At 30.0% G+C, this 18062-nt stretch carries 28 protein-coding genes; 22 read left to right on the top strand and 6 right to left on the bottom strand.

What is annotated here, in order from left to right; genetic code table 11:
- From bhDAH_RS04490 to bhDAH_RS04385, 22 genes are all read left to right on the top strand, one after another.
- Entirely contained in the window at positions 1-573 is a 573-nt protein-coding gene (locus bhDAH_RS04490; protein WP_062706324.1) for a DUF228 domain-containing protein, read from the top strand.
- 20 nt (positions 574-593) lie between these two features.
- Positions 594-1571 (top strand): hypothetical protein, encoded by a 978-nt coding sequence (locus bhDAH_RS04485; protein WP_247098864.1) that lies wholly within the window; start codon positions 594-596, stop codon positions 1569-1571.
- 13 nt (positions 1572-1584) lie between these two features.
- On the top strand, positions 1585-1998 hold the full coding sequence (locus tag bhDAH_RS04480) for a DUF3890 domain-containing protein (RefSeq protein ID WP_025434165.1): 414 nt from the start codon (positions 1585-1587) through the stop codon (positions 1996-1998).
- On the top strand, positions 1998-2372 hold the full coding sequence (locus bhDAH_RS04475; RefSeq protein ID WP_062706289.1) for a DUF1506 family protein: 375 nt from the start codon (positions 1998-2000) through the stop codon (positions 2370-2372). Before bhDAH_RS04480 ends, bhDAH_RS04475 begins: the two co-directional genes overlap by 1 nt.
- Positions 2363-2752, top strand: coding sequence for a hypothetical protein (locus bhDAH_RS04470; RefSeq protein WP_062706286.1), 390 nt, complete (start codon positions 2363-2365; stop codon positions 2750-2752). The genes bhDAH_RS04475 and bhDAH_RS04470 overlap by 10 nt, the downstream gene beginning before the upstream one ends.
- Positions 2749-3342, top strand: coding sequence for a DUF764 family protein (locus bhDAH_RS04465; protein ID WP_247098875.1), 594 nt, complete (start codon positions 2749-2751; stop codon positions 3340-3342). Before bhDAH_RS04470 ends, bhDAH_RS04465 begins: the two co-directional genes overlap by 4 nt.
- On the top strand, positions 3302-4429 hold the full coding sequence (locus bhDAH_RS04460) for a DUF787 family protein (RefSeq protein WP_064536626.1): 1128 nt from the start codon (positions 3302-3304) through the stop codon (positions 4427-4429). Before bhDAH_RS04465 ends, bhDAH_RS04460 begins: the two co-directional genes overlap by 41 nt.
- A 2-nt stretch (positions 4430-4431) precedes the next feature.
- Positions 4432-4851 (top strand): DUF1463 family protein, encoded by a 420-nt coding sequence (locus tag bhDAH_RS04455; protein ID WP_062706278.1) that lies wholly within the window; start codon positions 4432-4434, stop codon positions 4849-4851.
- A 24-nt stretch (positions 4852-4875) separates the two neighbouring features.
- Positions 4876-5334 (top strand): DUF1473 family protein, encoded by a 459-nt coding sequence (locus bhDAH_RS04450; RefSeq protein ID WP_025400199.1) that lies wholly within the window; start codon positions 4876-4878, stop codon positions 5332-5334.
- Positions 5321-5551, top strand: a complete 231-nt coding sequence (locus bhDAH_RS04445) for a DUF1322 family protein (RefSeq protein WP_025400198.1) — start codon at positions 5321-5323, stop codon at positions 5549-5551. The genes bhDAH_RS04450 and bhDAH_RS04445 overlap by 14 nt, the downstream gene beginning before the upstream one ends.
- Entirely contained in the window at positions 5548-6894 is a 1347-nt protein-coding gene (locus bhDAH_RS04440; RefSeq protein WP_064536628.1) for a DUF759 family protein, read from the top strand. The genes bhDAH_RS04445 and bhDAH_RS04440 overlap by 4 nt, the downstream gene beginning before the upstream one ends.
- Positions 6895-6907: 13 nt before the next feature.
- Positions 6908-7543 (top strand): DUF792 family protein, encoded by a 636-nt coding sequence (locus bhDAH_RS04435; RefSeq protein ID WP_062706271.1) that lies wholly within the window; start codon positions 6908-6910, stop codon positions 7541-7543.
- 4 nt (positions 7544-7547) lie between these two features.
- A complete protein-coding gene (locus bhDAH_RS04430) occupies positions 7548-8534 on the top strand; it encodes a DUF693 family protein (RefSeq protein WP_062706268.1) in 987 nt (328 codons plus the stop codon).
- Positions 8535-9077, top strand: coding sequence for a DUF777 family protein (locus tag bhDAH_RS04425; protein ID WP_062706266.1), 543 nt, complete (start codon positions 8535-8537; stop codon positions 9075-9077).
- 70 nt (positions 9078-9147) lie between these two features.
- A complete protein-coding gene (locus tag bhDAH_RS04420) occupies positions 9148-9480 on the top strand; it encodes a contractile injection system sheath initiator (RefSeq protein WP_062706264.1) in 333 nt (110 codons plus the stop codon).
- The gene (locus bhDAH_RS04415; protein ID WP_062706261.1) at positions 9477-10355 is read left to right on the top strand and encodes a DUF276 domain-containing protein; all 879 of its coding nucleotides are present in this window, start codon (positions 9477-9479) and stop codon (positions 10353-10355) included. Before bhDAH_RS04420 ends, bhDAH_RS04415 begins: the two co-directional genes overlap by 4 nt.
- A gap of 14 nt (positions 10356-10369) precedes the next feature.
- Positions 10370-10972 (top strand): DUF735 family protein, encoded by a 603-nt coding sequence (locus bhDAH_RS04410; RefSeq protein ID WP_025434158.1) that lies wholly within the window; start codon positions 10370-10372, stop codon positions 10970-10972.
- Positions 10973-10983: 11 nt separating this feature from the next.
- Complete coding sequence (locus tag bhDAH_RS04405; protein ID WP_247098873.1) at positions 10984-11811, top strand: DUF685 domain-containing protein; 828 nt, start codon at positions 10984-10986, stop codon at positions 11809-11811.
- Between the two features lie 70 nt (positions 11812-11881).
- Positions 11882-12079: a BlyA family holin gene (locus tag bhDAH_RS04400; protein WP_025434156.1), complete on the top strand. Its 198-nt coding sequence runs from the start codon at positions 11882-11884 to the stop codon at positions 12077-12079.
- Complete coding sequence (locus bhDAH_RS04395; protein WP_247098872.1) at positions 12076-12396, top strand: BlyB family putative holin accessory protein; 321 nt, start codon at positions 12076-12078, stop codon at positions 12394-12396. The genes bhDAH_RS04400 and bhDAH_RS04395 overlap by 4 nt, the downstream gene beginning before the upstream one ends.
- Positions 12393-12728 (top strand): BlyB family putative holin accessory protein, encoded by a 336-nt coding sequence (locus tag bhDAH_RS04390; protein ID WP_025407106.1) that lies wholly within the window; start codon positions 12393-12395, stop codon positions 12726-12728. Before bhDAH_RS04395 ends, bhDAH_RS04390 begins: the two co-directional genes overlap by 4 nt.
- 1 nt (position 12729) lies before the next feature.
- Positions 12730-13083, top strand: a complete 354-nt coding sequence (locus bhDAH_RS04385; protein WP_032489800.1) for a BBA14 family lipoprotein — start codon at positions 12730-12732, stop codon at positions 13081-13083.
- A 46-nt stretch (positions 13084-13129) separates the two neighbouring features.
- Here the strand turns inward: bhDAH_RS04385 and bhDAH_RS04380 are convergent, their stop codons facing one another.
- From bhDAH_RS04380 to bhDAH_RS04355, 6 genes are all read right to left on the bottom strand, one after another.
- Positions 13130-14362, bottom strand: a complete 1233-nt coding sequence (locus bhDAH_RS04380; RefSeq protein ID WP_247098871.1) for a recombinase RecT — start codon at positions 14360-14362, stop codon at positions 13130-13132.
- A 504-nt stretch (positions 14363-14866) separates the two neighbouring features.
- Positions 14867-14980: a Bdr family repetitive protein gene (gene bdr / locus bhDAH_RS04375; RefSeq protein WP_241763824.1), complete on the bottom strand. Its 114-nt coding sequence runs from the start codon at positions 14978-14980 to the stop codon at positions 14867-14869.
- 61 nt (positions 14981-15041) lie between these two features.
- On the bottom strand, positions 15042-15602 hold the full coding sequence (locus tag bhDAH_RS04370) for a chromosome replication/partitioning protein (RefSeq protein ID WP_062706380.1): 561 nt from the start codon (positions 15600-15602) through the stop codon (positions 15042-15044).
- Positions 15603-15639: 37 nt separating this feature from the next.
- Positions 15640-16404, bottom strand: a complete 765-nt coding sequence (locus bhDAH_RS04365; RefSeq protein ID WP_025400167.1) for a ParA family protein — start codon at positions 16402-16404, stop codon at positions 15640-15642.
- Entirely contained in the window at positions 16380-16940 is a 561-nt protein-coding gene (locus tag bhDAH_RS04360) for a DUF226 domain-containing protein (protein ID WP_062706383.1), read from the bottom strand. The genes bhDAH_RS04365 and bhDAH_RS04360 overlap by 25 nt, the downstream gene beginning before the upstream one ends.
- 9 nt (positions 16941-16949) lie before the next feature.
- On the bottom strand, positions 16950-18062 hold the full coding sequence (locus bhDAH_RS04355) for a plasmid maintenance protein (RefSeq protein ID WP_247098870.1): 1113 nt from the start codon (positions 18060-18062) through the stop codon (positions 16950-16952).

Below are 18062 nucleotides of genomic sequence, written 5' to 3'. Positions count from 1 at the left end.
TTGTCAAATGTAACTGAGTTAGTAAATAAATATGAAGAACAAGCTAAGAAAATAAAAAAGTTAATGAAGAATCCTACCAGGGATGCTGGTACTTTTAGTAATACAGCTGATTTTAGGAATAAAAATTTACATTTTAGTAATTCTGGTGGAACTGTAACTAGTAGGCACGACAAACTTAAGAATTATTTTTTTAAAGGTTATCCATATAAAAGAGGAGTAAAGCTTGTTGTAGATACAACATCAGATAATAGTAAACCGCACTATGAACCACATGTTGAGGCTGGGGGTGAGGATGACCTTTATGGTATCTGCACAGATATTGATGAGTTTACACAAACTGCTACAGTAATACCTATTACAAATAGCTTTCAAGGGTATCTTGTTGCAAAAGATAATACCATCAAGAGAAAAGATAAGCTTAAATTTAATTCAGATGGACAGGTTGAAAAGAATAGTTCAAGTAATAACAAAATTAGTGTAGTAGCCCTATCAGATTCAATCGAACTTGATAGTACCGATAAACTTTACGTAGTACATGTAGCTGTTTATGGCAATAAAGGTAAACCAAGTTAATAAATCAAAGGAGTTTGTAAATGTCAGAATTATATGATCAAAATTATTATGCTAAAGAAATAGCAAATATATTTCCTGAAATGAAGCTACCAGTATTTTACAACTGGTTTTCAAATGAACAAATCGAAGATGTTGATTTAAAGACCGGATATTTAAGAACAATTAAATGGGATGCGTTTCTTAACGCTAATCCAACAACATTAGTAAATAAAGTTAATACTATTGCAACAATAGGATTTAGGTCAGAAGCAGTCAAGCTTAACTACTTTAAATTACAATATAAGTTTAGACATTTAAAGCAAACTTCTGAGCAGTTTTATAAAAATAATGATTATGCAGGCGATGTAAATAATAATTTATTGCCTTTCAAGGAAGCATATAAGCTTGCAAGTAATGAGATTATTAAACTTATAAATCACTTCATATTAACGGGTACTGTTTCAATCCAAAAAGATGGAAAGAATCAAAAACGTATGCTTCCTAATATGTATGGCCTACTTAATATGCCAGATCAAGTCAAAGAAGAAGTAAGCAGTAGTGATAAAGATAAGATGGATAAGATCTTTGAAAAGATTGAATCAGGACTTGCAAAGTTAGAACTTGGTGATGAATTTTCTACTCCTATGATGGTATTAGTTGACCAAGCAACCAGTTTGAAACTTGTAAAACCATATGCAATACCAAATGCGTCCTCATCATCTAATATTTATTCTTCAACTGACTCTTGGGAAGACTTTTTGGTTAAGACTATTAAAGCTGTAAATAATAGACAAGAAGTATATATACAGACAAGTAACTTACTCTCAAATCAGATACTAATTTATCCATTAAATGCAGAACTAATTAAATTCAAACCAAGTAAATATATGTTACCAATGCCAAATGAACAAGTTGATAAGGATTCAACTGATATTGCTCATTCATACATTGATTTTGTACTTGGTGGACTTTTGGCAACACAGAAGACTATTTTAAGAGTTGATATTAAGCAAAGTTAAGGAATTGTGACTTATGGATAGTGATGTAGAATCATCAGAAGGTTTTGGAGAGCTTTACTTACGAATTAAAGCTCTCTTAGATTTATCTGAAGAGGATTTAAGTTTTGCAAAGTTTGAAGAACAAGCAAAGCTACTTGAGATGATACTTAATACACGTGGTGTTAACCTTAGCACATTAAATATTAGTCAAGCATCTCTACTGCTTTATTATCACATAGGTTGCCATCTAAAGCGTTCTGGTGTGATTCGTGAGTTTGGTCTTGAACAAATCAAAAAAGAAAAATTTGGTGAGCTTGAGATTGATTATTATCCATCCTCAGGTACCGAATTGAATTGTGGGAGTAAAGATTATTGTTCCTCTTTTGAAGAGCTTATCACACAAATTAAGTCAGGAGCGCGTAAGACTTACTGCATAGGTGTTGTGTAATGAGTACAAGAGAAAGACTTGCTAGTATGGCAGATCGCATGATTGGCAGGTTTCGTGAAGAATCATACTTCCGGTTTTACAAAGGAACATATTCGCATGATGATGAGTTTGAAAGCCCTGAGATTAATTTCGATAAAAATAATTACACTCAATTTGTTGGAATTATTATCGATATCTCTCCACAAGAACTTGTAAAAATTAATGACTCTAATATTTATGACTTGGAAAACTTATCAAAGCTTTACACAAATGCTGAGATTAATTTTGAAATTAAAGACAGAGTATCACTTGAGGGTTCATTTTTTGAAATTATAAAGATTGACTCTAGCGTTGGTTATAAGACTTTAATTTTACGGGGTTTGGAATGGAGATAAAAGGTTTTAGAGAAGTAGAATTAGAGATTGGTTGGTTTGGGGGACGTGCTTTGGTAGCATTTATACATGAAATGGGTACTAAGAATTTACCTATACGTAAGCACTTGACTGAAGTAGCTAATTCTTCTCAGTTTAGAGAATACGTTAATACCAATTATATGAATAACGAATTTAATAAAGGCATTAAAAATGGTATGAATGCTTTGGGAAATGCATTTATAGAATATTATAAAAATTACGTATTAGCATCTAAAGTAAAACCTGCACTCTCTCCTAAGACAATTGCTTTAAAAAAGAGAAGGGGTAGCAAAACACCTGAGGTACCACTCAGTTGCAGCGGACTTATGCTTAAGACCATTGAATATAGGATAAATGAATGATACTGGATATTGCTACTATAAATCAATCTCTAATATCAGTTTTAAAAGACTTCACTAAATTTGCAAGCATTCATAAACTTGATGTTGATATTATAAATACGCATAACCATCCATACATGTCTGAACATACAATAAAAAAGCCCAATATCCTTGCAATAAAATTTGAAAATACCTTAGGTCTCTTTAATCACAACTTAAGAACCGGTTCATTTTACAAAAATGTAAATGAATTTGGTATCTGTTTCCAAATCTATTTCATGGCATTTGCAAACGTTAATAAGAATGCATATAAGAGACTTATGTCACTTTATACGTTATTTAGTGATTTTTTACATGACTTAGGTACCCAACGGTTTACATTCAAACCTGAAGAAGGTATAAGCACTCATGAAATAGATCTAAAGTTTTACATTTATGCTACAACCAATATGCAAAATTCTGGTCTTATTGATATTGAAAGCAATTATAGTAAGTTAGCATACTCTGCAAGTTGTGGTTTTAAAGCTAATGTACAAGTAAAAGAAAAACAAATTAAGGAGGAAGAACAGAATGCCACAAGATACAATCAGTGTGAATTTGGCACATTCTGAATTAGATATAAACTATGTAAGTTACTATACACCCTTACTAGTGTATAAATGTGCAAAGATCAAACTCAATGATTCAACACCTAAGGTAAAGATATTAAACTTAAATATAAATAGCTTTGAAAAACAAATCGAGGCACTTGAAAAAGAAGGAAGTAATGGTGAGGATGAATTTAATAAGGAGAGAGAATACCTAAAAAAAGCAATGCAAGCATTCTTCTCAGCAGGTGATGCCGGACTTAGATCAGTCAAGCTACTTATATATAAAGAGGGAACCGAAGCAAAGGCAATTAAAACCCAACTTAGAGACAATAGATATACTTTTGTTGCCCTTATTAATACTTATTCAAGTAACAGTGATGGTGGTGATGGGCTTACAATATATAAGGATGATTATACTCATTTTAAAGACCCTGCTCACTTCTTTGTATTTGCAACAAAAGAATCTGAAATAAAAGAGTTGTTTAAAAATGGTACGAATTCTAAATCTAAAATTATTGTTATCCACTCTAAAGGAGAGGAATACTTACACTTAAGATTTATATCTAAATACTTACATGAAGCGAGTATATTTCATGCTGTAAACCCTTATGGACTTAAGTTTAGCGGTATGAGTCCTATTACTGATGATTCTATAACCTGTAAACTTAGGAATGCTAATATTAACTTTTACTCATTGCTTAATGAGACTGGTCTTGATGGTGTTATGGCTTTTAAGGAAGGAGTAACTCTTGAAGGAACTCCCATTGACGAAATATTTACTTATCATTATATCAAATCTGAACTTACATCCGAGCTTATTAGAGTATGGAATGTTAATGGTAGACAGAATAGTAAACTATCAGAACTACAACTCTCAGGAAAAAGAGATAATGCTTACAGTGCTGCTGTTGAATGTATGCTTAAACGTTTCATTGATAGGAATATTATTGTTGCTTACTCCAAGCTTAAGATTCACATATCACCAACACCCGAGCTAAAGCTTTTCTTATCAATAGAGATTACTTATAACCACTCTATGAACGCTGTCCTTTTAAACATTACAGCACAAGATATAAATAGTTATCTAAATAGCTTGAAGGAGAATTGAGAATGGAACAATACTATGATTTAAGGAACATATTTTTTTCAATTGGTGGGAATGAAGTTCAAGGTGGTAAGTTAGAACTTACAAGTGAACCTACAACAAGAGCGGTAGCTAGCAGTGAAGATAGGGGTTTCCCCGTAGTTAGCTTCAGGGATCCTAGAACCATTACTTTCATATTCAATATTGAAGTTACAATTGGATCTTATGAGTACAAATTGCTAACAAAGCTTTCAAAAGACCAATTTTATAATACTCATCAAAGTAAAACTGCAAAGATGTTAGATTTAGTATTCAATGACTTAGAAGACATCAAAATTGTATCTCAATATGCATTTTTTGCAGAAGAACCTTCAAGAAGTTATTCTGCTGAAGCTGAAAAGGTTACATTTGAAATCAGAGCGGTTAACTGCACAGTAAACACCTAATTTTGAACGCTTAAGGAGGATTTTATGATTACGCGTTACAAAATGAATATATTAACTAAAGATAAGACTTTTACATTTGAAGTAAGAGTACTGCCCGTTTACGAATGGGACTCTATATTAGGATTTTCACAAAATGAAGGCATCAAAAAACTTAATAATCTTGAATACTTAAGAGCAATAACAGACCTTATGATTAAACCTGGCTTTTTAGATGAATTTTACTTTATTTTAAATGAAAATAGAGAGTACATTACTTACTACAAAGATTATCTTAAGTACATACTTTACTCAATTCAGTTTGATGTATTCAAATCAGATCCTGACTTTAAGAAACCAACTTTAGTTTACTTAAGCCATTATCTAAATAATGCTGATGGATTTGTACAATTTGATTACATTAATGATAGTTGGAATTATGAACAGATAATACAAAATATCAAGTCACAACAAACATCAATGGGGATACAGGATGAAAATCCATAATGGAAGTAAAATCTTTAATGAAACCAAACTTGAATATTTTAAGTTACTTGAAGAGATAAAACAAAACAAATATTTCTTTCCTGTTATCATGGGTATTTGCACTTTAAATGAAGTCAAAACATTGAACTACGAAGAACTAAATGAGGTTTACAAAATATCGAATCTGAAACTTGAAAAGCAAATATTTGAAATGACTCTCTCTAAGGGAATGTTATGAATACTCCAAAATTTACAATTAAATTTACAGGAGTGCTAGATCATGCATCAACTCGCAAATCATTAGAAAAAGACATTTCTAAACTAGAACATTTAATTAAACCTAAAAAATCTTCTCTAAAGAGCACTAAAGATATCTTAAAACATAACTTATCTGAGAAGAAACGTGAACTAGCCAAACAAACCAAATATGAGAAATTACGAGAAAGGGTAGAAAAGTTTAGATTTACTGAAACTAAAAAACTTGTTAAGCTAGGATACAAATTTGAAGAAGCTAGAAAAAAAGCATTCAAGCGTTCACTTATGTCAAGTAAAGACCGAAGACGATTAGAATATGAAGAAATGAAAAGTGGCAAGCATAAGGAAACAATACTTCACAAAGCTATCCAAAAAAGTATTCTTAAAGGCGGTAGCATTTTGAAAATTGCTACTGGAACTGCTCTTGGACATATAGTGGGTCATACCTTTCAAAGTGGTATTGGTGATATCTTGAATTTTGCAAAAAAATCTATACTTAATGATGCTAGATTTCAAAAGCTTGACTTAATTACTTCAAGAGTATTTAAAACAAATGAAAAGAGCAAACTTGATAGCATGCTTCAAGGCATACCTGGTTTTGGGAACAGCATTGAAAGAGAAGATTTTCTCAACTCTGCTGGGACTCTTAGAAAAGTATTACAACACTTAGGTCAAAACAATGACGATAATCTTAAGCAGGCTGTAGCATTTGCTGCAAAGCTTAAATCTACCGGGGTTGTTGGTGATAAGAATTCTGCTATTACTGCAGTAGCAGAATTCTTGCAAGGCAAAAGCGGTTCTCTTTATAACATTATGAGTTCATTTAATAAATTTACTGATAAATATAATGAACGAGCCGAAATGGAATATGACAGAGTAGCAACTGGTTATACCTTTGATTACAGAACAGACAAATTAAAAGAAATTATTAAGGACTGGAACTCTCTTGAGTTTCCTACTTATGCTAGTGAAGCTGAAAAAATTAAGGATAGTCTGGATAAAGCTCAAGATTCATTTGGAAAACTTTCAGCTAGTGTATTCCAACCCATGTTGGAAAAAATAGAAACCATAGCTAAATGGTTAACAGGTTTTACCGTCAAAACACATATTGTTGAGCCCATAATAGACGGAATTAAAAGTTTTTTCGGTGACATTAACGAATGGCTTATAAAGCTTGGAAATCAAATTCTAAAATTAACACTGCCTAATTGGGCATACAAATGGTTATTTGGTTCAAAACCTACAACAGATAAAAGCCATTCACCACTCTTAAGTACTGATACTGAATCAAAATTAGAAACAGACGCAAGCATAAGAACACCTTAAGGAGCATTTAAATATGATACCACAGCTTACAACAGACTTCATTCATAAATATAAAGACACAGCACCAGTAAAGGCAACACTAGACTTCTTAAAGCTTACTCCATCACAAGTAACAAGTATCCTTAAAGAAACATTCAATGAAATTTCTAGTGTGTTTATGGCATATAACTTCTTAAGTTTATGTCCAAGGATGGACTTTAAGGGACTGGGATACGTTCCACAAGGATTTTTCATCTTACCCAAAACTGAACTAATTAGCACAACTTACACCACAACATGTTCAAAGCGTCCTGTAATTGACTACTACACACGTAAATCTGAATATGTAAGTTACAATCCAACTTTCACTGGTGAAGTTATCACATTAAATAATGCTGTATTAACTAGTGCTTATAAGGAACTGCTTAAATTCTCGGCTAATACGGCTTTTGGAAAGTTAATCTTTCCTCATACCAGTAATCTGGCAAAACAACAACTTATTAATAGAGTTGAAGAGAGTGTACCATTTAGTTTCTACAGTCCAACTTTAGGATTTAGGGGTATTGTTGCAATTACCTCTCTTACCCTTAAGGACACAGTATACCTTGATGAGGTTGAAATTAGTCTTACCTTAGAAGTTCTTAAAACATTTTCAATATATAAAGGATAACTTCATGGAATGTAGACTTATCAAATACGACTTCAAAATCGAATTTTATAATCCAAGTAAAACTAGCACTAAGAATATCACATCAGAAGAAAAGCCTAAAATTATAATTAAAACTGAAGATGGAATACACATTGACATATCAATATCTGATATGTACTCAAGTAACAATTATGTGTGTGCAAAGAAAAGCAAGCTAACCCTTTGGAACCTACCTATAGACTTTACTGATAATGTAAATGAAGGAGATATTGTAAAAATATCTTATAAAAAGTTCGCAGACTCTAAAGATTATGACTTTATTATGGCAGGTTATTTGGGTGTTCCTATGAGTACTGATTATCCCAATGGAGATTTTAGTGTTGACCTTGAAATTCATTTGGCAACAAAAAGTAATTATTTCAATCGCAAGCTTAAAATAAATCAATTCCAGGGAATGAGTGTAGAGAATGCAATTAAATCAGCTTTTCCTGGTAAATGCATTATCAATATGAGCTATGCTGAGAGAACAAAAATTATAACAGAAAGTTTTTGTGCAAATACTCCTCTTGAGTTTCTTGAAAAGATAACTAAAAAGTATGTTCAAAGTGTTAGAACAGATATTGTACCTAAGGAGCATACACAACTTATTAAAGAATCGGCTCTCGGGAACACTCATGTTGAGTGTAATTACATTTTTACTAACGCCACACCTGCAGAGCAAAATACAAATTATCTACCTCTTGAAGATTTTGGTCTTGAGTTTATTCCTCAACAAGAGATTACTATTGGCAGTACTTTAAGTATAAGATTTATATATTGGAATGCCAAAGTTATGTACACACACAAACTGAAAGTTGGTGACAGGGTAAAATTCATTGACTCGCTTGGAAAAGAAGTTAAGAGCAGTATTATAGAGTCTAATGCTATCTTAAGCAATACTGGTGAATGCTCACTTATCCTTAAGCTTTATGATGACTCTAATTACTTAGAAATAAATGGGACAGCTAAATAAATGAACTTGAATTATGAAATATACAGAATGAATAGCCAAATGAAAGGCTCCCCGTTAACACAAGAAGAAATAAAACTATGGACTTATAGAAACATTTTTATCTCTAAAATAGGAATAATCAAATCTTTTAACGCCTCTACACAAGAAGGTGTTGTTTTGCTCTCTGGACACACAGACTTAGAAATTAAGACACGCAATATATCAAACATGCATTTTAATCTTAAAGAAAATGACGGGGTAATCTTACTTCAAAGTAGTATTAACCTTTTTAATGAGGATGATAATCATTATTTTGACAAAAACTATTTTTATATTCTAAGGCCAATTAACATGCAAAATGCTACTATCAAAGTTAATGACTTTGCAATTGACATACAAAACCCCATAGACATTAAAGCTAACAATACAAGCTTAAGGGCAGTATTAGAAGAAATTGTTTCTTGTCTACAAAATTTACGGGTCATTGGAAATGCTAGTGTTGAACCTAGCTTTTACAGCAATCTTGTAAAAATTACAACTAAAATAAATATGTTACTAAAATAGGTTTTTGCCAAAATAGTGCTATATTTACTACCGGTTAAAGGTTAAATTAGAATCATTAAAAGGTTAAAGATTGGATTTACAGATTGACAATCAATTTAATTTGGTTTTTAAAAAAGACTTAGCATTAACTAGTGGAATAAATGAACAAAAGCAACGTTTATTTATATTTTTAAGAACTCCAAAGGGTAGTCTTAAGAATGCTCCTAATTGGGGATTTGATTATAATTTCTTTACAAGGTTTGCTAAGACAAGCTCTTTAACACAAATTAAAACTTACTTTTCAAGCATTATACAAGACCTCAAAATTGATGTTGTCAACATTGAAACAATTACTAAAAATAACACATTAAACATTATATTTGAATTTGCAAACGACACTTTAAATATGGAGATTAGAATATGAGCATTCTTTTTGATCCTGATTTTGGTATTCTAAAACAGAATATCCAACAAATAGTTAATGCCAAACGAGCATACTTACGAGATATGCATGGGATTGTCATTAATAATGACCCATCCTCCATTTATAATATTATTGCAACCTCACTTGCAACAATTGAAGAACAAATCATTGATGAACTTAATTCATTTTTCTCTAAAGTAAGTCCCGGTGGCGAATACTTTAAGGCAATCGAAGAGCACATAAGTGTTAAGAGTACTACCTTTGATGCGGTTCGTTCATCATTGCTTAAACTTAAAGAAATAGAGTACGTCAATATTGATTCTAAAGCCGGAACAGCTGATATTTATCTTATATTAAATGACTCTTTACTAAATTCTAGTAAAACTGATATCACTGATTCTACATTTAAAGCCAAACTTTGGAAAGTGCTTTATTCAACTATGCCTGTAGGTACACTCTTTAATGGTAGTATCACAATTGATGGCCTTAACACTCATAATCAACTCAAAAGCTATAAAATATCTTTAGGAAAGAAAAAATACGTATACCTTAAAGTAAAATATCAACTTGATCTTAAGAATCACATATATCTTAACATAGACATGCAAATAAGAGATATATACAAACGTATTGTAACTAATAACTATCCTGATATGGGTATCAGCTTTGAATATCAAGATTTTATAGCTCCTGTTAATGAGATTAAGGGAATTAAGAGTATGAAAATATATGCTTGCATTAAAGACACAGATGACACTAAAATTGCAAGCATTACTGATTCAGAATTTAAGGAAAATACTAATATTGAAGTTAAGCCTGAGGAAATACTTATCTTCAATCTTACTGACAGATTAATCATTGACATTACAACTTAAAGGAGCTATTAAAAATGCAAATACCCATCCATCTTCAAGATACTGGGGTTGAAAAGTTCATACAAAATGAATTAGAGTATGCAAATACAATGTACCTAGAACTAAAAAGTCTAAATTCTAATTTCACAAGCATTACTGCTACACGCCACTGCTCATCACGTTTTATTGCCATTTGGTTATCCAATCTATTTAGAATCTTTTACTCTGAAAGCCAACCACTCGAATCACTTGTAGCAAACATTGATAGTGTACTTTTTGCTTTACGTCATATTGGCACTGATGAATCATTTATAAGACTTTTTAAGGCCTTCTTAAATGTCGATATTGAAGTTACTACCCCACAAGCTGGTGTAATTAACATAAAATTATTAAACAGGATAAAAACTAACTTTATTTCCTTTATCTCTCCTAGCACCGTTAAAGGGCATAAACCAAAACGTATTCGATTACATCAAACAAAAAAAGGATTTAAAACGGCATATAAATTTTTAACATTCAATTTCCTTCCTAAAGGATATTCACACTCAATTTATGCATTTATAAAAAATCTCATTCCTATAGGACGTGTCTTAAAAATTACAAATAATGAAAACATAGAAATTATTACTTTTAATTAAGGAGAACATTAATGTCAAGTGAAGAGAAACTCTTAATTGATGAAGAAGAATTTATCCAAATCAACAACCTAAACAGAGTTGGTGATATTCAAAAAACTGATTTAATGCTACTTGATGATGGAAGTTCTAATTGCAATGCAATTACATATGAAAATTTTCTTAAAAAAACTAAAGACAAAATCTTCAAAAATGAAGGACTTGAGTATTTCAAAGAAGTCATTAAAGATACAATTGCTACTGAACTATTAGCAAATGAAAACTTTATAAATCAAGCTTATAATAAAGTGCTTGAAAAATTACTCAACAATGCCAATAACGGTGTTTATAATATTTCTGATAAAGTAAGAGACAGAATTATAGGAAATATATCATCAACTACATTAACTAAAAATGATAAGTTTGTAATTATGAATTATAGTACGCTACAAAAATCCCCAGTACCTGAATATTTAACAGGAATTCCTTCTGGGTTTACTACAACAAAAAGCAAAACTACAAGTTCATATATTTACCCATCTTATTTTAAGAATCAAGCTTACGTATTAGACATGACATCAGAATATTCAAATCAAGAAGTTGAACTCTTATTTTATACATCTGATGATGATAACCCTATTTATTTAGACATTACTGTTGATCTCACAATCAATGCGTCTGGTACTAAATATGCAAAAAAAGTAGCACTTAAATACACTGATAGCTCACAAAAGTCAATAGCATATTATTACGGTGCTATGAATGCTTATGTAGATATTTTATGTCCAGTACTTAGAGGATGGTACATTCAAAAACGTGGATATATAAATGGTAATCGTGTTCCGGTTTTAGTAAAGTTATAACTTTATATAGTTTTTGCTATTCTTTGCTATATAGTTGTAGCTTACCAATTATAAACACGAGGTGATAAAGTTGAATGAATTAAGTATTAATAACATATTAGATTTTTTACTTCAACTAATTAACATCAATGAAGTGAAGTTAATCATTATTAGTATTTTTATATTAAGTTTGGGTTTGATTTTCAAACCAGTAATCAAAGATATGCTAAGTATCTTATTAAGTAAGATAAAAATACATGACAGAGACAAAGAAAAGGAGGATTTATGATACTTGATCGTAATTCTTTAGATACTGCTTTAAATGCAATTGTAACATTATTTGATGCCCTATCTAATTTTGAAGATGGGTCGTTTAATGAAAATGCTCATAAAACATTCATGCTACTAAATGACATTTACACAGAATATCAGATTATCTATACACAAAATATGGAAAGGTTAGAGAATGCCTTAACTCCGCAAATAAGAGAAACACTTGAACCTATCCAAACTAAAATCAAAAAATTTATAGAAAAGGTTAATAGCAATCCAGATAATATGCAATTACCATTAGAAATCTCATCAATTGAAAAGGAGGTCAAATGAAATTAAGTACTGCTAAATTAAGTGTTGATATCCTAAACAAATTTACAGAAATTATAAAAAATAACCACCAAGGTAAAAACACCGTAACCTACATTAATATTTTCACCAAAGTGGTTAATTATTTTTACTCACTATATGAGGCAAGTGTATATCAAATGGAACAAAAGGAAGCTATCAAACTACTCTCTGAAATTGAAGAAATACTAAGGCTCAACATCGAGATAATAGAAACTGCTGGGGATTATGATGATTATTCAAAATACATTTCTCAACTTAGAGCTAAACGTAATAAGCTCATGAGTACTTACATCAAAATGTTAAAGGAGGCCTAATTTGAAAAAACTAGTAAATTTAACTTTCTTAACGCTTATCTTCTCATGTACATCTATTGCTTCTCTAACGGAAGAACCAACATTTCCTAAAACCCAAACCCTCACAGAATTAAGTACTTATGAAGCTAAGCTAGCTGATTATGTTATGTACTTGCAAGTATTCTTAACACGTACAAAAAAGAAAGTTAATGATCCAAAGTATCCTAAGTTTACTTATTTTGATTCTTCTACACTCAAGTCTGAACAGACAATCCAGGATTTAATGTTTAATATCAACATTTTCAAAGCATACATCAAGATAACTAAACCTATTGCTGAAGCGGTTTACAAAAAATATTCAAAATTACAAAATTAATATTATTTAAAGCCCCTAATGGGGCTTATTTGCTTTAAATTATCATCTATGTATCAAATAAATATCTTAATTCTTCTTCTCTTGACAAGAATCCAAATAATCTGAGTGGACTATCCTCATATTTAGGCTGCATAAGCGCTATAAATGCCTCAAATTGATCTAACTTCCTCATAAGATGATTATTCTTAAATATATATTCTCTAATGAGTTCTATCCAATAGTTAACACTCCTTAAAGCTTTATTCATATTAAAATACTCTAAAAAGGAAGAATCATCCCCCTTCTTTATAGCACTTAAATATGCATTTATCTGCGATATACTCTTAAATGGTTTATCAACCAAATGCTTATGCATACCACGTGCTGCTATAAGAAGACTTTTATAGCAACTAAACTTAATTGAATTAGCTTTATTATCTTTATTTACTCCTACTGTATTAGTATTATTAGATTTCACAACTCTATTCACATCTACAGGTGGGGTTTCTACACCCTTAGATTGTTCCTGTGTTGTGTCTTGTCTAGTTCCTAAGGTATTTGCATCATTATCTTCCTCACTCTCAATTGATAGATTGGATGGTACATGCTTATTATCACTTTTGGTAACAGACTCATAATCAACAGGGCGCATCTCTTTAGTCACTATTTTTTCAGTTTCAGTATGCCCTATTTGTTGTGCCTTATGAGCTTCATAAAGATCATCTGTATCTCCTAACTCTTCTCTTATATAGGGCATACTCTCAAGCCCCGCGCCTGGCAAAGTTCTGCATAGACAACTAACTGCACATTTCCTTAACATAAATACTGGTTTCTCTCTCCAAATAGGTGAGTTTTTGTAATACTCATTAAATAAAACAGAAAAACTATAAATATTACCATGCTCTGATTTGAAGTAAGCTGTACATTGCCAATCTTCTTGTACCATTTTATTACCTTTAGAATCAATTTTAATTGTCTTAACCATCTCTTCTTTAAATTCAAGGCTATATTTACTATACCCTGCCTCATATGCCCTTATAAGTAATGTTTGATATGCTACCACAACTGCATATCTCCCATTAAATGGGATTATGTATGCTTCCTTCTTGAATGGATTTAGATTATTTACTTGTAGTAAAGTTAAGATTTCTCTCTCTGATTGAGTATCCATCCTTTTAAGTCCATGCATACTCTTATATGCTTCCCATACCTCATAAATATTACTTGAATTCATTTTTTCTGTTATTGTATTAATCGTATTTGATATCTCAGGTTTTGTTATATTCTTTGCATTACTCATATTTAACTCCTATAATCTATTGTGTTTTATAAACAAAATAATATATCAAATACCAGTTTTTGTCAACTTTTTAACAAAATGTTTTTAATAAAAAACTTTACAAAAAATAATATATCAAATCATTAAACTTGAAGATAAAAATTTAGGCCTTAATTAAAAACTCTTAAAAAGAATGTTTAATCAAGACCTAAAGCCTTTGTGAATCGAACACAATAACATTAGGAGTCCTAAACAAATAGCACTACTAATACTAATAAAATACAACAAATTTCAAATAAAATCAATCCTCATTCATAAGTAACTTTTTTATCCTATAAAGAACTTACTTATGAATGACATTATAATAGCTATAATTATCGATATTTCTATTGCTGTAATAACAGTGAGAATTCTATTTCCTACACTAAGCTTTTCTAATAGTACTGCATTATCTCTTTTCATTTCTTCTTGAATCATCGTATTGTTACTTTCTATTTCTTTAAAGAAATTTTTTCTAAAAATGATTCATTGTTTTAATGAGTTCATCTTTTCTCTTAAAACTTTAAAAGTATAATTGTCATTATGAAGTAAAATGAAATCTATTGGCGTTTCAGTAAACCCCTTATCTAAGAACCCCATTCTTAAATCTTATCTTCTATATGTCTTATATGCTAAATTATTCATAAATAATTCCTTACATTTAGCTTTTTAAACTTTCAAATTCTTTCATAAACTTTTCGAGTAAATCTTTTTTGTCCTTAAAAACCCTATCTAAAAAGTAACTAGTAAACTTGGCATTTTTCTTATAAAAATCATAACTCTCCTGGCTCTTAAGCTGAAATCTTAATGGCTTTATTGGATTTTCTTTTGAAATATTTTTATCTATATCAGACTTCTTAATTCTTTTATACGCCTCTCTAAATCCAAATTGCTTAATTTCCTCTATTTTTAAATCACCCGATAATACTCTTTTATAAAGCCGTAAATACAAGAATGCTTGACTCCTTGCTATAATAAATTTTTCAAGAAAATCTTCAAATTTTTTGTATCCATCAAGTTGATAAAGTTTTTTCATCCTTATTTTATATAAAATTTCCATTAATTCAATTTTATTGTTTATATCACTTACAGTAATTCTTCTTATTTGATTTTTATAACTTTCATATTCCATTTCATCATCTTTATCATTACTCCTTTCAAATTGATTAACACTAATTTTTCTGTTATTAAGAACAATCTCCTTTTTCTGACTTCTAGACATTGTTTCCTCCTTTATTTTCAAATATCATAAAAGTACGCTAGCGTACTTTTACTATTTTCTCTAAAGCTTCCTGAGCTTCTTTGTAATACATTGCTTGAATATCAGGTTCTTTTAACTCGTTAATTAAAACTTTAATACTGTTAAGACTATGAATTTTACCTTTAATCAACATTCCATAATTCTTTAATACCAACTCTTCTATATCTTTGAAAGTATTCCTATTTTTAACAAACTGATTCTCCACTATTGAAACATCTATTTTTTTACTTTTAAAAATGTTAACTTCTTCTATTGCATCCATTAACATAGGAAATGCTTCAACAGACCACCTTTCAAGTTGAACAGGTATTATAACTTTATCTGTAACATTTAAAGCATTGTATAGTAAAGGACTCAAACTAGGAGGTGTATCAATCATTATATAATCAAAATTGTTATTAGATAAAATCTTGCTTATGCAATGCTCCAATAATTGTTCTTTATATCTTTCATCTTCTTGTTCAAATTTGCACAAAATTGGATGAGAAGGTATAATGCACATTTCACTATTTATCTTATTTAAATATTTATTTAGATCAAAATTCCTATATTCTTTAAGCATGTAATATACATTAAGCCCTTCAACACTTTTTATGTATTTGATGAAATAACTAGTTAAACTGTTTTGAGGATCCAAGTCAACCAATAAAACTTTTTTATTAAAATCTTTCAAAATGTGACTAAAAATAATTGCTAGCACGCTTTTACCAACACCACCTTTAATTGATGCTATAGTGATTATTTCTGGTTTTTTTCTATCCATTTAGTAATTATCCCTCCGTCTGGTAATTTTTTATTGTAAAATTCATATACTTGTCTCTCTAAATTTATTATTAGCTCAAGTAAAAATTGACTATACTGTGTTTTTAATTTTTCTTTTTTAATCAAACGAGACATTCCTTTGATGTAACAACAAACACTGCCCTTTTTAAATCTAAATTCTATGTAATAAACCCTTGAAAAGGTATATGACTTTATAACCCCATTCTCTTCATATCTTGTTATGATATTTTGTACTGGTTTTCTATACCCATAGAAAATCCCTAAGAATTTATCATTTTCTTTCAAAGAAAATAAATTAAACTCATTGATTTTTCCTCTGTGAAATAATCCTCTAAATGAAATGAAAAATTTATGTTTTTGATTTTTATTAACCCCAAATACATATAAATCATTCATTATCTTTGTGTGGTATATTTTTCTACCATTTCTATCTTCTACTTTAGCAAAGATACGCTTTCTTTCTATTTTCTTAATCTCTAATTCTTTGGTTTTGAGGCGTTCTGATACACTCTCCACAACTAATCCTTAACTCGTAATTTTTTTGGGTTCTCCTAATTTTAAATAATTCCCGCCATTTTCTACTAATCCTAAAATCTCGTAGTAATAATGGTTACTAAATACCTTGTTATACTCCAATTTGTTCTGTTTGTTTAAATATTCTTTCAGTATTGGTATTAAAACTGATGTGTCTACTTTATGTCTTAATTGTTCAAGAAGTATGCTAAATACGTTATTCCTAATTTCTTTCTCATCTTCTTTTACGGTTACTTTAACACGTTCAACTGATTTTTTAAGCTTCCCTATTATCTTTTCTAAGTCATTGTACTTATTGTTCTCTATGATAAAGTGTGGTTTATCTTTATATAGCTCATATACCTTTTGTATTTGGATTTCCAACTGTTTACTATTATAGCCTTCATTTTTTAAGATAATTTTTGTTTCATCCAGTATTCTACTTAATTCCTTTTGCTTACTTGCAATCTTGTTTTCTTTTGGCTTAATGTTGCTTTTTTTCTTGTGTTTAGTTTTTTCAATGAAGTTTTCTGTTCTTTTAAGTACCTTAAGCACTTTAATTGTAACATCTTTTTCTAGTTTTAAATTCAAAATAGAGAAGAAAGCATTTGATCTAAAATTGCATTTCTTAGCGTACTTTTTTACTTGCAGTTTTTCTATTTCTTTTATGTCTTTCTTTTCTTCTTTATCTTTATTATATATATTATTATATATACACTCCCCTTTTTCTACACTCCCCTTTTTATTACATCTTTTTTCAAGACTAGCATTTACACGATCTTTGTGCCTCTCTTCTTTTTTCTCTCTAAAGAGTTTATTGATTATGCGATGACATTCTTTTTTAGAATACTTAAGGTTATAGTGAATTTCAGTTCCCATGTTAACACCCAAATGTCTGTAATAATTAATTGTGACACCTAATTCTTTTTCTAATTTATAAAGATATTTTTGAAGTGTTTTAAGAGTAGTTTCTTTGTGACCATTGCGTCTTAAATTTCCATTAAAGTAATAAAGTATGTTGCTTTGAGTGTATTTTTTAAACTTTAAGTTCATGTAGTTTAATGTTGATATTAAAACGATTAATTTGTATTGATGTTTTTTGGTAGGCTTTTTTGTACCTCTCAT

The organism is Borrelia hermsii DAH, assembly GCF_023035675.1.
GTDB lineage: Bacteria > Spirochaetota > Spirochaetia > Borreliales > Borreliaceae > Borrelia > Borrelia hermsii.
Note: the sequence above shows the minus strand (reverse complement) of the source record. Positions and strands in the feature narration are given on the sequence as shown.

Excerpts from the sequence above, each read along its gene's own strand:
- bhDAH_RS04485 (WP_247098864.1), top strand. The coding sequence starts at position 594 with ATGTCAGAATTATATGATCAAAATTATTATGCTAAAGAAATAGCAAAT.
- bhDAH_RS04480 (WP_025434165.1), top strand. The coding sequence starts at position 1,585 with ATGGATAGTGATGTAGAATCATCAGAAGGTTTTGGAGAGCTTTACTTA.
- bhDAH_RS04475 (WP_062706289.1), top strand. The coding sequence starts at position 1,998 with ATGAGTACAAGAGAAAGACTTGCTAGTATGGCAGATCGCATGATTGGC.
- bhDAH_RS04470 (WP_062706286.1), top strand. The coding sequence starts at position 2,363 with ATGGAGATAAAAGGTTTTAGAGAAGTAGAATTAGAGATTGGTTGGTTT.
- bhDAH_RS04465 (WP_247098875.1), top strand. The coding sequence starts at position 2,749 with ATGATACTGGATATTGCTACTATAAATCAATCTCTAATATCAGTTTTA.
- bhDAH_RS04460 (WP_064536626.1), top strand. The coding sequence starts at position 3,302 with ATGCCACAAGATACAATCAGTGTGAATTTGGCACATTCTGAATTAGAT.
- bhDAH_RS04455 (WP_062706278.1), top strand. The coding sequence starts at position 4,432 with ATGGAACAATACTATGATTTAAGGAACATATTTTTTTCAATTGGTGGG.
- bhDAH_RS04450 (WP_025400199.1), top strand. The coding sequence starts at position 4,876 with ATGATTACGCGTTACAAAATGAATATATTAACTAAAGATAAGACTTTT.
- bhDAH_RS04445 (WP_025400198.1), top strand. The coding sequence starts at position 5,321 with ATGAAAATCCATAATGGAAGTAAAATCTTTAATGAAACCAAACTTGAA.
- bhDAH_RS04440 (WP_064536628.1), top strand. The coding sequence starts at position 5,548 with ATGAATACTCCAAAATTTACAATTAAATTTACAGGAGTGCTAGATCAT.
- bhDAH_RS04435 (WP_062706271.1), top strand. The coding sequence starts at position 6,908 with ATGATACCACAGCTTACAACAGACTTCATTCATAAATATAAAGACACA.
- bhDAH_RS04430 (WP_062706268.1), top strand. The coding sequence starts at position 7,548 with ATGGAATGTAGACTTATCAAATACGACTTCAAAATCGAATTTTATAAT.
- bhDAH_RS04425 (WP_062706266.1), top strand. The coding sequence starts at position 8,535 with ATGAACTTGAATTATGAAATATACAGAATGAATAGCCAAATGAAAGGC.
- bhDAH_RS04415 (WP_062706261.1), top strand. The coding sequence starts at position 9,477 with ATGAGCATTCTTTTTGATCCTGATTTTGGTATTCTAAAACAGAATATC.
- bhDAH_RS04410 (WP_025434158.1), top strand. The coding sequence starts at position 10,370 with ATGCAAATACCCATCCATCTTCAAGATACTGGGGTTGAAAAGTTCATA.
- bhDAH_RS04405 (WP_247098873.1), top strand. The coding sequence starts at position 10,984 with ATGTCAAGTGAAGAGAAACTCTTAATTGATGAAGAAGAATTTATCCAA.
- bhDAH_RS04395 (WP_247098872.1), top strand. The coding sequence starts at position 12,076 with ATGATACTTGATCGTAATTCTTTAGATACTGCTTTAAATGCAATTGTA.
- bhDAH_RS04390 (WP_025407106.1), top strand. The coding sequence starts at position 12,393 with ATGAAATTAAGTACTGCTAAATTAAGTGTTGATATCCTAAACAAATTT.
- bhDAH_RS04380 (WP_247098871.1), bottom strand. The coding sequence starts at position 14,362 with ATGAGTAATGCAAAGAATATAACAAAACCTGAGATATCAAATACGATT.
- bdr (WP_241763824.1), bottom strand. The coding sequence starts at position 14,980 with ATGGGGTTCTTAGATAAGGGGTTTACTGAAACGCCAATAGATTTCATT.
- bhDAH_RS04370 (WP_062706380.1), bottom strand. The coding sequence starts at position 15,602 with ATGTCTAGAAGTCAGAAAAAGGAGATTGTTCTTAATAACAGAAAAATT.
- bhDAH_RS04365 (WP_025400167.1), bottom strand. The coding sequence starts at position 16,404 with ATGGATAGAAAAAAACCAGAAATAATCACTATAGCATCAATTAAAGGT.
- bhDAH_RS04355 (WP_247098870.1), bottom strand. The coding sequence starts at position 18,062 with ATGAGAGGTACAAAAAAGCCTACCAAAAAACATCAATACAAATTAATC.